This is a genomic window from Bradyrhizobium sp. SZCCT0231, assembly GCF_018130245.1.
Lineage (GTDB): Bacteria > Pseudomonadota > Alphaproteobacteria > Rhizobiales > Xanthobacteraceae > Bradyrhizobium > Bradyrhizobium japonicum_F.
Genome location: NZ_JAFCKP010000027.1, coordinates 42,858 through 56,326 on the forward strand (window position 1 = coordinate 42,858; position 13,469 = coordinate 56,326).

General features: G+C 64.8%; 10 protein-coding genes. 4 read left to right on the forward strand and 6 right to left on the reverse strand.

Annotated elements, in window-relative coordinates; translation table 11 throughout:
- Position 1: 1 nt before the first annotated feature.
- The 5 genes from JQ566_RS32855 to JQ566_RS32875 all read right to left on the reverse strand — a co-directional run bounded on the left by JQ566_RS32855 (position 2) and on the right by JQ566_RS32875 (position 5,138).
- The gene (locus JQ566_RS32855; RefSeq protein WP_212380136.1) at positions 2-868 is read right to left on the reverse strand and encodes a beta-keto acid cleavage family enzyme; all 867 of its coding nucleotides are present in this window, start codon (positions 866-868) and stop codon (positions 2-4) included.
- A gap of 195 nt (positions 869-1,063) precedes the next feature.
- Entirely contained in the window at positions 1,064-1,864 is an 801-nt protein-coding gene (locus JQ566_RS32860; RefSeq protein WP_212380137.1) for a helix-turn-helix domain-containing protein, read from the reverse strand.
- A gap of 193 nt (positions 1,865-2,057) precedes the next feature.
- Positions 2,058-2,714: a glutathione S-transferase family protein gene (locus JQ566_RS32865; protein WP_212380138.1), complete on the reverse strand. Its 657-nt coding sequence runs from the start codon at positions 2,712-2,714 to the stop codon at positions 2,058-2,060.
- Positions 2,711-3,877 (reverse strand): acyl-CoA dehydrogenase family protein, encoded by a 1,167-nt coding sequence (locus JQ566_RS32870; protein ID WP_212380150.1) that lies wholly within the window; start codon positions 3,875-3,877, stop codon positions 2,711-2,713. The genes JQ566_RS32865 and JQ566_RS32870 overlap by 4 nt, the downstream gene beginning before the upstream one ends.
- Before the next feature lie 124 nt (positions 3,878-4,001).
- Positions 4,002-5,138: an acyl-CoA dehydrogenase family protein gene (locus JQ566_RS32875; protein ID WP_212380139.1), complete on the reverse strand. Its 1,137-nt coding sequence runs from the start codon at positions 5,136-5,138 to the stop codon at positions 4,002-4,004.
- Between the two features lie 266 nt (positions 5,139-5,404).
- On the opposite strand from JQ566_RS32875, the gene JQ566_RS32880 reads away from it, so the two are divergent.
- Positions 5,405-6,955 carry an acyl-CoA synthetase gene (locus JQ566_RS32880; RefSeq protein WP_212380140.1) on the forward strand — a complete coding sequence of 517 codons (1,551 nt, stop codon included), beginning with the start codon at positions 5,405-5,407 and terminating at the stop codon, positions 6,953-6,955.
- Between the two features lie 120 nt (positions 6,956-7,075).
- Here JQ566_RS32880 and JQ566_RS32885 read toward each other — a convergent pair whose 3' ends face one another.
- Positions 7,076-7,837, reverse strand: a complete 762-nt coding sequence (locus JQ566_RS32885; RefSeq protein WP_212380141.1) for a helix-turn-helix transcriptional regulator — start codon at positions 7,835-7,837, stop codon at positions 7,076-7,078.
- Between the two features lie 186 nt (positions 7,838-8,023).
- On the opposite strand from JQ566_RS32885, the gene JQ566_RS32890 reads away from it, so the two are divergent.
- The 3 genes from JQ566_RS32890 (at position 8,024) to JQ566_RS32900 (ending at position 13,306) form a co-directional block, all read left to right on the forward strand.
- Positions 8,024-10,285 (forward strand): marine proteobacterial sortase target protein, encoded by a 2,262-nt coding sequence (locus tag JQ566_RS32890; RefSeq protein ID WP_212380142.1) that lies wholly within the window; start codon positions 8,024-8,026, stop codon positions 10,283-10,285.
- 91 nt (positions 10,286-10,376) lie between these two features.
- A complete protein-coding gene (locus tag JQ566_RS32895; protein WP_212380143.1) occupies positions 10,377-10,946 on the forward strand; it encodes a class GN sortase in 570 nt (189 codons plus the stop codon).
- A 143-nt stretch (positions 10,947-11,089) separates the two neighbouring features.
- A complete protein-coding gene (locus tag JQ566_RS32900) occupies positions 11,090-13,306 on the forward strand; it encodes an acetate--CoA ligase family protein (RefSeq protein ID WP_212380145.1) in 2,217 nt (738 codons plus the stop codon).
- The last annotated feature ends 163 nt before the right edge of the window (positions 13,307-13,469 follow it).

A 13,469-nucleotide genomic window follows, 5' to 3' on the forward strand; every position in this document is an offset into this window, starting at 1 on the left:
CTTACCTGTTCGTCCCAAAGATCTTCCGCGCCTCGGCTGGAGACGCGATCTCGCGGCCGGCACGCCTTGCGCAGGCGGCGACCGCCTCGATCAGCTGGCCGTTCGAGGTGACCTTCGTGCCGTCGGCGAGGTAGAACGTATCCTCCAGCCCGGTGCGCAAGTGGCCGCCGAGCTCGGCGCAGCGCTGGTGCAGCGGCCAGATCTCTTCGCGGCCGATGGCGGTGACCTGCCAATGCGCCTCGGGGCGCTTCAGCTTGATCAGGATCGGCAGCAGCTCGGGATCAGCAGGCATACCGGAAGCGACACCCATGACGAAATTGTATTCGAGCGGCCCCTTATACATGCCGACCTGGCGATACATGCCGACGCAGCGGACGATGCCGACGTCGAAGCATTCGAACTCGGGGATGGTGCCGACTGCGTTCATGACGTCGAGATAGTCCTTCACCTTCTCGACCGCGTTGTCGAACATCATCGGCGGCCAGGCCCAGCTGTTGTCGGCCTTCACTTTCAGATAATTCAGCGAGCCGGCGTTGCAGGCGGCGATCTCCGGCCTGGTCTCGCGGATGCAGTCGAGCGCGCCTGAGTAGTTCGGGCCGGAAACGCCCGAGGTGTGATTGATGATGACACCGGGACAGGCGTCGCGGATCGCCTGCTGGATCTCCTTGCTGACTGCGACCTCCCAGGATGGCAAATGCCCCTTGTTCGGCGCCTGCTGGCGCAGATGGATGTGCATGATGGATGCGCCGGCATCGAACGCAGCCTTGGCCTCGCGCGCCATCTGCTCGGGCGTCACGGGCACGTTGTGCTGCTTCGGGTCGGTGAGCACGCCGTTCAGCGCGCAGGTGATGACGGCCTTGTCGCTCATGCCAGTGATGTCTCGCACGTTGAGAATTCAATGATTGAGATCATGTGACGCGCGACATGCGGCTTCTTGCGCGGAGAAGCTAGCTAAAGACGAGCTATCGTAGGGTGGGCAAAGGCGCTCTTGCGCCGTGCCCACCACGTCTCAACGCTTGGCAAAGATGGTGGGCACGCTTTCGCTTTGCCCACCCTACGAGAGCTACGAAGCCTCCGCGAGCCGCACCGTCTCGGTGCTGCGATAGATCGCAAGATCGCGCGAGCCGACGAAGATCGCGCGCGGCTTGAGGCCATAGAAGCGACGGATCGAGTGGCTGAAATGCGTGGAATCGGGATAGCCGATGTCCTGCGCGAGATGGGCGAGGTTGAGGTCCTGGTTGGCGAAGTGCAGCAAATGGCGCGCACGCTTCCAGGCCCGGAAGGAGCGGAACGAGATGCCGGTCTCCTCCTTGAACAGATGCAGGAAGCGCGAAGCCGAGAGCCCTGCTTCCGCCGCACAGGTGTCGGCCGTCACCGGCTCGCCGGAAAAGCGCCCGATGCGGGCGACCGCGCGCATCACGCGGGGGTCGAGCACGCGGCGCGGCAGCGCCTCGCCAAAGCACATCTCGTCGAACTCGGCAGTGGTGATGTCGCCATAGCGGCGCTGACGCAGCAGCGCATAGGCTGCGAGGATTTTGCGGGCGTAGAACGCCCGATCGGGCCCGGTCAGCCGCGCGGCCAAGGCCTCGATCACGCCATCCGGCATGCTCTCGGGCTCCAGCGTCACGCTGATCACGGTGCGGTAGTCGCTGGCGATGGAGTGCCGCTGGTTCGGCAGGGTGACGAACAGCTCACCGGTAGCGAGGACATCGTCGATCGTCAGGTGCAGATTGCCCTTCACCGCCACATAAACCTGGCAGCAGCCAGGCGTTCGCTTGCGGGGGCGGCCCAGCAGGCCGGCATAGAATACCCGCTCCGGCGTGATCAGCATCAGATGGTCGGATTCGCGACCGTTATATTCCATTGGGGTCCTCCTCGCGCGGCTCTCTGGCCGCTGCGGACGGAGGTCACCTTAGCCGAAATTTGGGCGCTGTCACGATGGGATAGCGCTGTCATGGAAACGCGCGCTATCGTTCCGGGGCGGTCCATTGGACCGACCCTGGAACCTCGAGATTCCGGGGTCGATGCTTCGCACCGCCCCGGAATGACAGCCTCCCTTACGCCTTCACTCTCGGCGCGACATTCTGCTCAACGCCGGCCTTTTGCTCCGCCGCAACCGCGCGCTTGAAACCCTCGCGCTGCTGCAGGCGGGCCCAATAGGCTGCGACATTTGGCCCAAAATCCTTGGAAAGCCCGATGTTGCTCGCCAGGCGAAGCGCGTAACCGATGACAATGTCAGCGGCAGTGAAGCGGCCCGCGCACAAGGTTTCGGCATTCGCCGTCGCTGCCTCGACCGCGCGCAGTCTCCCCAGGAACCATTTTGCGTAATCGGTGGCGACCTGCGGGTTGCGGCGCTCCTCCGGCTCGAGCTGGGTGTATCGCAGCACCAGCGTTTGCGGGAAGGTTAACGTGGCGTCGCTGAAATACATCCAGTTCAGGAACGTGCCATAGGCGGGATCCTCGGGGCCTACCATCAAAGGCGTCGGACCGTATTTGATGCCGAGGTAATGGCAGATGCCGGAGGACTCGGTCATCCGCGTCTCGCCGTCGATCAGGAAGGGAATGGTGCCGAGCGGATTGAGCGCAAGATAGTCCTTGGCGAACACCCGCGGCGGGAACGGCAGCATCTTCAATTCATAAGGCAGCCCCATCTCCTCCAGCATCCAGAGCGGGCGGAACGAGCGCGCGGCATCGCAGTGATAGAGCGTAATCATGAGGCCTTCCCCTTGCTGCCGGGCAGCGTGCCCATCATCTTGCACAGGACCATCAGCATGACCTCATCGGCGCCGCCGCCGATCGAGGTCAGGCGGCTGTCGCGATAGGCGCGGCTGACCGGCGTCTCGTTGGTAAAGCCCATTCCGCCCCAATATTGCAAGCAGGCGTCAGTGAGCTCGCGGCCGAGCCGGCCGGCCTTCAGCTTGGCCATGGTCGCGAGCCTGGTCACGTCCTCGCCGGCGACCAGCTGCTCGGCGGCCCGGTAGATCAGCGCGCGCAGCAGCTCGACCTCGGTCTGCATCTCCGCAAGCTTGAAGTGCACGACCTGGTTGTCGAGGATGCTCTGGCCAAAGGCTTTGCGATTGCGGGTGTACTCGATGGTCTCGTTGATGATGTATTCGTGCGCCTTGAGACAGGCGGCCGCGCCCCACAAGCGCTCCTCCTGGAACTGGATCATCTGGTAAGTAAAACCCTTGCCCTCCTCGCCGATCCGGTTGCGCTTGGGCACGCGGACATTGTCGAAGAAGATCTGCGCGGTGTCGGAGGAGCGCATGCCCATCTTGTCGAGCTTTCGCGCGACGGTGACGCCCTTGCTCTTCATGGGGACGCAGATCAGCGACTTGTTGCGGTGAACCGGCCCGTCGCCGGTGTTGGCGAGCAGGCAGATCCAGTCGGCCTGCGTGCCGTTGGTGATCCACATCTTGCCGCCATTGATGACGTAATCGTCGCCATCAGAGCGCGCCTGGGTCTTGATCGAAGCGACGTCGGAGCCTGCGCCGGGCTCGGAAACGCCGATGCAGGCGACGTAGTCGCCGGCAATTGATGGCGCCAGGAATTCGCGCCGCACCTCGTCCGAGCCGAACCGCGCCAGCGCGGGCGTCGCCATGTCGGTCTGCACCCCGATCGCCATCGGCACGCCGCCGCAGGTGATGGCGCCTAACTCCTCGGCCATCATCAGCGCATAGGAGTAGTCGAGCCCGGAGCCTCCGAACTCGACCGGCTTGTTCAGGCCGAGGAAGCCCAGGCTGCCCATCTTCTTGAACAGCTCGTGTGCCGGGAAGATGTCGGCCTTCTCCCACTCATCGACGTGAGGATTGATCTCGTTGGCGATGAACTTTTGCAGGGAGCGGCGGATGTCGTCGTGGTCGGTGGTGAACAGCATCTCTTTCCTCTTCGTCATTCCGGGGCGCGCGAAGCGCGAACCCGGAATCCATTCCTCTGCGGAGTCTGGCGCCCGATGGATTCCGGGCTCGACGCTTCGCGTCGCCCCGGAATGACGGTATCCGTCACAACCCCATCTGCCGCGACGCCAGATCCTTCATGATCTCCTCGGTGCCGCCGCCGATGGCGTTGACCTTGACCTCGCGGTAGATGCGCTCGGCCTTGATGCCGCGCATGAAGCCGGCGCCGCCGAAGATCTGCACGGCCTCGGAGGCGCAGAACGCCATGGTCTGCGTCGCCTGGTTCTTCATCATGCAGATTTCGGCGACCGGGCTTTCGCCCTGCTCGAGACGCCAGGCCAGCATCTCGAGCATTGCCTGGGACGCCGCAACCTTCTGCGCCATGTCGACGATCTTGTGCCTGATGACCTGGTGTTGGGCGAGCGGCTTGCCGAACGTCTTGCGCTCCCTGGCATAGGCGATCGCCTCATCGAGGCAGACGCGGGCAAAGGCGGTGCAGCTCGCCGCCATGCCCATGCGCTCGCTGTTGAAATTCTGCATGATGATCTTGAAGCCCTGGCCCTCCTCGCCGACCAGGTTCTCGGCCGGCACACGGCATTGGTCGAAATGCAGCGTCGCGGTGTCGGAGGCCCACCAGCCCATCTTCTTCAGCTTCGTCCGCGACAGGCCGGGCGTGTCGCCCTCGATCAGGAGCAGGCTGACGCCGCCGGCCCCCTCGCCGCCGGTGCGCACCGCAACCGTCAGATAATCGGCGCGCATGCCTGAGGTGATGAAAGTCTTCTCCCCGCTCACGACGTAGTGATCGCCGTCGCGCCGCGCCCGGGTTCGCAGGTTCGCGACATCGGAACCGCCGCCCGGCTCGGTGATCGCCAGCGCTGAGATCTTCTCGCCTGACAACACCTGCGGCAGCACACGTGCCTTCACCTCGGGCCGGGCCGCGCGCGCGATCGGCGGCGATCCAATCGTATGGCTCATCAGGCTGGCGCTGATACCGCCGGCGCCGGCTTGCGCCAGCTCCTGGCTGGCGACGATCTTCATGAACTGGTCGGCGGCGATCCCGCCATATTCCTCGGGGAATCCGAGGCCCAATAGCCCGATCTCGGCCGCCTTGCGATAGAGCTCGCGCGGGAATTCGCCGGCCTCGTCCCATTCATGGGCGAAGGGCGCTATCTCCTTCTCGACGAAGCGCCGCATCATTTCGCGGAACGCGTCATGCTCGGCGGTATAGAACGGGCTCTTCATCGCAGTGTCGCCTCTTGGCGGATTCGTCGCGTCCACCATGGCTGGAACATTTGCCGTTCACTTGCGCAGAGTGGCTGACCGAAGGAACTGCTCCGGAGCACCTTATCTCCTAGCAACTCAACGCAAGACGATTTTCGCTGCTCGCAGGCCAACTCTCGCTCAAAAAAACGTTGCTGCACAGACTCCGGCTGGCCCCAGGGCCAAGCCGCGCATCGTGCAGGGGCAACAGGAAGACGGGCGGCACGAGACCGCCGAGGGAGACATCTTTGACCATTCGCTATTACGACTGGATCGTCCATCATGGCCGCCGCACGCCGAACAAGGTTGCGGTGATTGACCTCGCGAACGAGCGCCGCTTCACCTATTCGCAGCTCGACGCCCGCGTCTCGCGCCTCGCCTCGTTCTTGCGCCACTCGCTCAAGGTCTCGCGCGGCGACCGCGTCGCGGTGCTGGCGCTGAACACGACCGATACGCTGGAGGTGCAGTTCGCATGTGGGCGGTTAGGCGCCATCTTCGTGCCGCTCAACACCCGCCTCACCGTCCCCGAGCTCCAGTTCATCACCGCCGACTGCGCGCCGAAGGTGATGATCCACGATACTGATCTGGCCGAGACGGCGCTCAGCGTGGCGAAGCTCTGCAACATTGCGACCAGCCTGCTGCTCGGCCCCGGCGGCACCTATGAGGCCGGCATCGCTGCCGCAAAGCCGCTCGACCGCGCCGAAGAAGTCACGCTCGATGACGTCTCGACCATCATGTACACGTCAGGCACGACGGGACATCCCAAGGGCGCGACCATCACCCATGGCATGACCTTCTGGAATTGCGTCAATCTCGGCGGTCCCGCCTGCATCGGACCGGGCTCCGTGCTGCTCACCGTGCTGCCGCTGTTCCACACCGGCGGTCTCAATTGCTACACCAATCCGGTGCTGCATGCCGGCGGCACCGTGATGATCATGCGCGCCTTCGATCCCGGCACGGCGCTCGGCCTGATCGACGATCCCGCGCAGGGCATCAACGTGTTCTTCGGCGTGCCCGCGATCTACCAGTTCATGGCGCAGCACCCGGCCTTCGCGACCACCGACCTCAGCCGGCTGATCGTCGGCGGTGTCGGCGGCGCGCCGATGCCGGTGCCGCTGCTGAAAGTCTGGGAGGCGCGCGGCGTCGCGCTGCAGCAGGGCTACGGCATGACCGAGACCTCGCCGGCCGTGCTGGTGCTCGACCGTGAGGATGCAGCGCGCAAGGCCGGCTCGGCCGGCAAGCCGGTGCTGCACACCGAGGTGCGCATCGTTCGCCCCGATGGCAGCGACGCCGATGTCGGCGAACTCGGCGAGCTCTGGGTCAAGGGCCCCAACATCACCCCGGGCTACTGGAACAGGCCGGAAGCGAACAAGACGTCCTTTACCGACGGCTGGCTGCACACCGGCGATGCGACCCGCGTCGACGAGGACGGTTTCTACTACATCGTCGATCGCTGGAAGGACATGTACATTTCCGGCGGCGAGAACGTCTATCCGGCCGAGGTCGAGAACGTCCTGCACCAGCTCGCGGCGATCGCGGAAGCTGCCGTGATCGGCATCCCTGATGCTCAATGGGGCGAGGTGGGCCTCGCCATCGTTGCGATCAAGCCGGGACAAAAGCTGACGGAGACCGAGGTCCTCGCCCATTGCGCGGCCAATCTGGCGCGCTTCAAATGCCCGCGCCAGATCCGCTTCGTCGATGCGCTGCCGCGCAACGCCACCGGCAAGATCCACAAGCCGACCTTGCGCAAGGAGTTCTCGGTGGCGTCCGAAGTCGACAAGAAAGTCGCCAACGCGTGATCGAAGCGCGCCTCGCGGGCGCTTTCTTGAACGCATGTGGTGATCGACGTCTCGAACGGCGCTCGGCGATGCCCGCAAGCCTCAACGCGTCGGAAGGCGTGCTGAACACGATCGAAGCGGTTATGCCGGCAGGAAGAGCGCGAACGGCTCTTCCACCGTGCGGCGCAGGTGCTTTCGGTACAGCTCATAGTTGGCATCGCCGGACGCGACCCGGCCCAGAGACGGCTTCGCAACGTGCCTGAGCGGCACATAGGCAATCGGCGCGGCGATCGGCGTGAGCTGCGAGCCGGGCCCGGCGCGGAGCGTCGAGATGATGCCGTACATCTCGCCGGAAACCGTCGGCCGCGACACCGTGATCACGCGATGCTGGCCGTGCTTGATGATGACGAGGTAGATGAAGCCGGACTGATGGGGGACGGCGACCTCGCCGGTATGCTCGTAGGCGGCATCGGTCCGATCGCCCTCCCGAAAAACCAGCGAAGAGACCTTCGACTCCCAGACGATCTCGGTGCGATAGGCGAAGATCGCATCCTTGTCCCCGAACGACGGCCGCAGGGTGATGTAGACGTCCTCGAGCCAGGTGACGGCGCGATGCGCATAGGAGCCGAGACTGTCGGGCGCGACGTCGTTTGCGGCCGGGGGCGTCACCGCGACGGCATTCTTGCGCAAGGAGACGCCGAGCGCCTGCTCCAGCCGGACTGTCGTCGCCAGCGTGAACGGCCGCCGGCCGCCGAGCACCTTCTCCAGCGTCGACAGGCTGAGCTTGGCCTGCTCGGCCAAAGCCTGCCGGGAGATCCGGCGCCTGGCCAGTTCCTCGCGAATGGTCTCCGCGATCTCGCGGCTCTGCTCGTCCGAAAGCTGCTTGTCGGCCTGCATCTGCATCGTGAACCCTGCCTTGGAGTCCCATCCTAGCAGGGCGGACAAACCAGCACAAAACCGCACATGGCCGCCCGGGCGGAATCGAGTCCGGGCCGGCCGCGGCGGAACATTGCCGATCATTCCGCTCGCGAAATGCCGCCCCGCCAGCGGATGCTGAGGACCAGCAAACATGCTTCGGGAGCAAGCCAAATGGACGCCTACGACACGGCCGACAGCGACGAACACCCCCTGTTGAGCCGGCTCATCAAGGTCGGACTGTTCCTTCTCGCGCAGGGCATCGCAGTGATGCTGGTGGCCTTCCTGGCCCTGCTGGTGAGCTTCGGAACGAGTTGGTCGGCGACGACCGAACAGGCCAGCCTGCTCCAGCCCGGGGAGGCACGGTCGGGCAGCCTGCTGCTGAAGGAGGACGGCGCCATCACCGAGGCGATCCGCGTTGGGACCGATGTCGACATCACAGTGTCGGGCCCGACGTTGCGCGCCCGCGTCACGCAAGTCTTCCGCAACCCGACCAAGGACTGGGTCGAGGCCACCTATGTCTATCCGCTCGCGACCGGCGGCGCCGTCGACACGCTGAAGATGGTGGTCGGCGACCGCGTCATCGTCGGCGACATCAAGGAGCGGCAGCAGGCGCGCGTGATCTACGAAGAGGCGCGCCGTGCCGGCCAGAAGGCTGCGCTCACCGAGCAGCAGCGGCCGAACATCTTCACCAACTCGGTCGCCAATATCGGCCCCGGCGAAACGGTGCTGGTGCAGATCGAATATCAGGAGCCGGTGCATCAATCCGGCAATGAGTATTCGCTGCGCCTGCCGCTCGTGGTCGGACCGCGCTACAATCCGGCGCCGATCGTGCAGAGCGTCGACTTCCGCAAGGACGGCTCGGGCTGGGGTGCAGCGACGTCTGACCCTGTACCGGATCGCGATCGCATCTCGCCGCCTGTGCTGGATCCCGCCAGGAATGCGCCGGTCAATCCGACCAGCATCACGGTACGCCTGAAGGCCGGCTTCGCGCTCGGTGAGATCAAGAGCCACCATCATAACGTCAAGACGGAAAGCCCGGACGACACGACCCGCGTGGTTACGCTCGCCGACGGCGTCGTTCCCGCCGACCGCGATTTCGAGCTGACCTGGAAGCCGGCTGCGGAGAAAGCGCCGTCGGTCGGCCTGTTCCGCGAGCGTATCGGCGATGCCGATTACCTGCTCGCCTTCGTCACCCCGCCGGGCGCCGAGCAAGCGGCGCAGAAGCCGCTGCCGCGCGAAGTCGTGTTCGTGATCGACAATTCCGGTTCGATGGGCGGCACCTCCATCGTTCAGGCCAAGGCGAGCCTGCTCTATGCGCTCGGCCGCCTCCAGCCGAATGACCGCTTCAACGTGATCCGCTTCGACGACACCATGGACGTGCTGTTTCCAGCTTCCGTGCCGGCGGATGCCACCCATGTCGGCGAAGCAACCTCGTTCGTCGGCGCGTTGCAGGCGCGCGGCGGCACCGAGATGGTGCCGGCGATGCGCGCGGCGCTGACCGACAAGATTAGTGACACCAACATGGTTCGTCAGGTCGTATTCCTGACCGACGGCGCGATCGGCAACGAGCAGCAATTGTTCGATGCGATCACGACGATGCGCGGCCGCTCGCGCGTCTTCATGGTCGGCATCGGGTCGGCGCCCAACACCTATCTGATGACCCGTGCCGCCGAGCTCGGCCGCGGCGCCTTCACCCATATCGGCTCCGTCGAGCAAGTCGAGGAGCGCATGCGCGGCCTGTTCGCCAAGCTGGAAAATCCGGCCGTGACCGGCATCACCGCAAGATTTTCCGACACCAAGGCTGACGTCACCCCGGCGATCATCCCCGACGTCTATCGCGACGAACCGCTGGTGCTGGCGGCGAGGCTCGACAAGCTCGCAGGCTCGCTCGAGATCAAGGGCCGCGTCGGCGACCGTCCGTGGTCGGTGACGCTGCCGCTGCAGAGCGCAGCCGAAGGCAAGGGCCTGTCAAAGCTCTGGGCCAGGCGAAAGATCGCCGATGCGGAAGTGGCGCGCACCCTACGCGAGATGACGCCGGAGGAAGCTGACAAGGCGATCCTGGCGCTGGCGCTCGACCATCAGATCGTCACGCGACTGACCAGCCTCGTCGCGGTCGACAAGACGCCAAGCCGGCCCGAAGGCTCGCCGCTCAAGCTGAGCGAGCTGCCCGTCAACCTGCCCGCGGGCTGGGATTTCGAGAAGGTCTTTGGCGAACGACAGCAATTGCCGACACAGCTGCGCGAACGTCATGCCGACGCGCGCAATCAGCCGGCGACGCGACGGCCGACACCCGCCGCACCCGATGCGATCCGCCTGCCCAAGACTGCAACCTCGGCCGAGCTGAAGATGATCGCAGGCTTCATCCTGATCGTTCTCGCCGTGGTCCTGTTCGTGTTCAACCGGCGTCGGCCCTTGCTCACCGACGCCGGTTGAGAGAGGAGCCCCCCGAACTCCTCTGTTAGCGCGCGCGGCTGCCCGTCCCCTACAAACTGCCGCGCGCGCCTTTTTGACGAGTGTGGAGACAATGCCCCGCCTCATCTCTCCCCTGCTATTGGCGCTGATCGGCCTCATCCTGTTCGGCGACGGTGCCTACATCCACGCCAAGGCATGGCTGGCCCAGGTGCTGCTGGAGCGGACGTTCGAGCGAAGCATTGCCACGGGACAGGCGGTGAAGCCGTGGTCGTGGGCTGACACCTGGCCGATCGCGCGGATCGAGGTCAAGCGGATCGGCGCCAGCGCCATCGTGCTTGAGGGCGCGAGCGGACAGGCGCTCGCTTTCGGACCCGGCCATATCCGGCACACGGCCGATGCGGGCGAACGCGGGATTGCCGTCTATGCCGCCCATCGTGACACTCATTTCCACTTCCTGCGGAACGTTGCCATGGGGGACGTCATCGATATCACACGCCGCGACGGTCAACATTTTCGCTATCGCGCGGATTCGTCGGCGGTGGTTCGCTTCGATGCATCCGGCATCGATCCCACGACGCGGGACTTCGAGCTCATTCTCACAACCTGCTGGCCATTCGACGCCGTCACATCAGGCCCCGAGCGCTACATCCTGCATGCGACATTGATAGGAGCCGACAGATAGATCGCCTAAGGGACTGGCGACAAACGCCGGTGCGCACTTCATTCCACCACACGGCATACCCATGCACATGGTTGCCACTCCGAAGGACTCGCCATAGAACAGAACGACGCGACACCAATAAGAACAACAGGTGAGGTCACGCCATGGAAGCCCGTGTGTCTGCTGCGTCCGCGTCCCGTCCATGGTCTCCGCCGCCAGATGCCAGCGACATCGTCAAGGGCATCCACGCCATGCTGCACCCGCACAACATCGTGTTGGTGGGTGCAACCGACAAGCCCGGCAATTATGCCGAGCGCATCTGGAACAATCTGATCAAGTACGGTTACGAGGGCGGGCTCTATCCGGTCAACGCCAAGCGCGACGCCATCTGGGGCGTTCCCTGCTACAAGGATTTTGCGAGCCTTCCCGAAAAGCCCGATCACGTCCTGGTGCTGGTGCCGGCGCGCTTCGCCGTGCAGGTGATCCGCGACGCCGCCGCGGCCGGCGCGCGTTCGGCCACCATCGTCACCTCGGGCTTCAGCGAGTTGCAGGATGAAGAAAGCCAGAAGCTCGCCGCCGAATTGCAGGCGGCCGTGCGCGAGACCGGGCTTGCCGTCACCGGCCCGAACTGTCTCGGCAACTTAAGCGCCGGCGAAAAGCTCTTCACCAACATCGACGATCGCATCGTCACCATGGAACAGGGCGCGGTGGCAATCGCCGGGCAATCCGGCGCCATCGTCATGGCGATCCGCCAAACGCTGGAGGATCGCGGCGTCGGTGTCGGCTACATGGTCACGACCGGCAACGAGGCCGGGCTCGAGACGCCGGATCTGATGCGCTATTTCGCCGAGGATCCGAGCATCAGGGTGATCGTCGTCTACCTCGAAGGCGTGCGCAACACCAAGGCCTTCCGCGACGCCTGCAAGGCGGCGCGCGCCGCGAGCAAGCCCGTGATCGCGCTCAAGCTCGGGGCGTCGGAGGGTGGCCGCGCCGCGGCGATGGCGCATACCGGCGCGCTCGCGGGCTCGATCGAGACGTTCGACGCGATTGCGACGCGCGAAGGGGTGATCCGGGTCGACGGCCTCGACGAGCTGATCGAGACCACCGAATGCTTCGTTCACGCAGCCATGCCCAAAGGCGACCGGCTCGCCGCCGTCACGCTCTCCGGCGGCAAGCGTGGCATGCTGATCGACGCGTTCTATGCCGCAGGCCTGAATTTCGCACCGCTGAGTCCGCATGTCAGCTCGGAGCTGGCGAAGATGCTCGGCCCCGGGTCGATCGTCGGCAATCCTCTCGACGCCGGCTTTGCCGCGGTCGTCGACCCCTCCGTCTACATGAAGTCGATCAAGCTGATGATCGACGATCCCGATATCGACATCGTCATCATCGATGCCGAACTGCCGAAAGCGCCGCACGAGCTGCGCGAGCGCAATTTGGGCATCGTCAACGAGATGGCGAGCAAGGCCTCAAAGCCCGTGATCTATATCAGCGCGATGTCGATCGGCTTCACCGAATTCACCAAGGGCTTGCGCAAATCGTTATCCCATCTTGCGGTCATGCAGGGCATGGACCGCGCGGTGACCGCGATCAAGTCGATGCTCGCCTACGCCAAGCTGCGGAAGGAAGTGCCCGACATCGTCTCGAGCTCGAAGCCTGCCGCACGCGTCGCGCTGGAAAGGGCACTGAACTCGGCGACTGGCGCCGCGCTCGACGAGATCGCCTCGAAGAGGCTCCTCAAGGCTTACGGCATCCCGATCTCGAAGGAGGCGATCGCACGGACCGCAGCGGAAGCCGTGAAGATTGCAAAGCAGATCAGTTTTCCCGTCGTGGCAAAAGTCGTCAGCGCCGAGATCCTGCACAAGTCCGACATCGGCGGCGTGGTGCTGAATCTCAACAGCGCGGCCGAGGTGAAGAAGGCGTTCGGCGACATCATCGCGCGCGTGGCGAAACTCAAGGGCAGGCCGAAGCTCGATGGCATCCTGATCGCGCAGCAGGTCAAGGCCGAGCTCGAGCTCGTGGTCGGCGCCTCGCTCGATGCCGAGATGGGGCCTGTCGTGCTGTTCGGCACCGGCGGCATCGACATCGAGCTGATGAAGGACGTCGCGCTCGCCGGCGCGCCGCTGGACGAGGCCGAAGCACGGCTCCTGATCGGCCGCACCAAGGCCGGCATCAAGATGCGCGGCTATCGCGGCAGGCCGGCCTTGCACGAGGCCTCGGCGGTGAAGGCGATGGTCGGGCTCTCCAACCTGATTGCGGATGCCGGCGACCGGATCGCCTCGATCGACATCAACCCGTTCCTGATCAACACCAGGACGGGCGTGGCCGTCGATGCCCTGATCGTGTTGAACAATGCTGCGGCAAGGCGCGCGGTTGGGCATTGAGGATGTCGTAGGGCGGATTAGCGTCAGCGTAATCCGCCAATTCGGTCCATCCGCGCGCGAGGCGTTGGCGGGTTACGCTTCGCTAACCCACCCTGTACCCTTGTGGGGGTCGTGGCGGCCTTTGGATGTAGACTGGCCGTCCGGGCCGATCCGCCGGGAGCAG

Bases quoted from the DNA above. Each gene is read 5' to 3' on its own strand.
- JQ566_RS32860 (WP_212380137.1), bottom strand. From the start codon at position 1,864: ATGGAATATAACGGTCGCGAATCCGACCATCTGATGCTGATCACGCCG.
- JQ566_RS32895 (WP_212380143.1), top strand. From the start codon at position 10,377: ATGCCCCGCCTCATCTCTCCCCTGCTATTGGCGCTGATCGGCCTCATC.
- JQ566_RS32875 (WP_212380139.1), bottom strand. From the start codon at position 5,138: ATGAAGAGCCCGTTCTATACCGCCGAGCATGACGCGTTCCGCGAAATG.
- JQ566_RS32885 (WP_212380141.1), bottom strand. From the start codon at position 7,837: ATGCAGATGCAGGCCGACAAGCAGCTTTCGGACGAGCAGAGCCGCGAG.
- JQ566_RS32900 (WP_212380145.1), top strand. From the start codon at position 11,090: ATGGAAGCCCGTGTGTCTGCTGCGTCCGCGTCCCGTCCATGGTCTCCG.
- JQ566_RS32855 (WP_212380136.1), bottom strand. From the start codon at position 868: ATGAGCGACAAGGCCGTCATCACCTGCGCGCTGAACGGCGTGCTCACC.
- JQ566_RS32890 (WP_212380142.1), top strand. From the start codon at position 8,024: ATGGACGCCTACGACACGGCCGACAGCGACGAACACCCCCTGTTGAGC.
- JQ566_RS32865 (WP_212380138.1), bottom strand. From the start codon at position 2,714: ATGATTACGCTCTATCACTGCGATGCCGCGCGCTCGTTCCGCCCGCTC.
- JQ566_RS32870 (WP_212380150.1), bottom strand. From the start codon at position 3,877: ATGCTGTTCACCACCGACCACGACGACATCCGCCGCTCCCTGCAAAAG.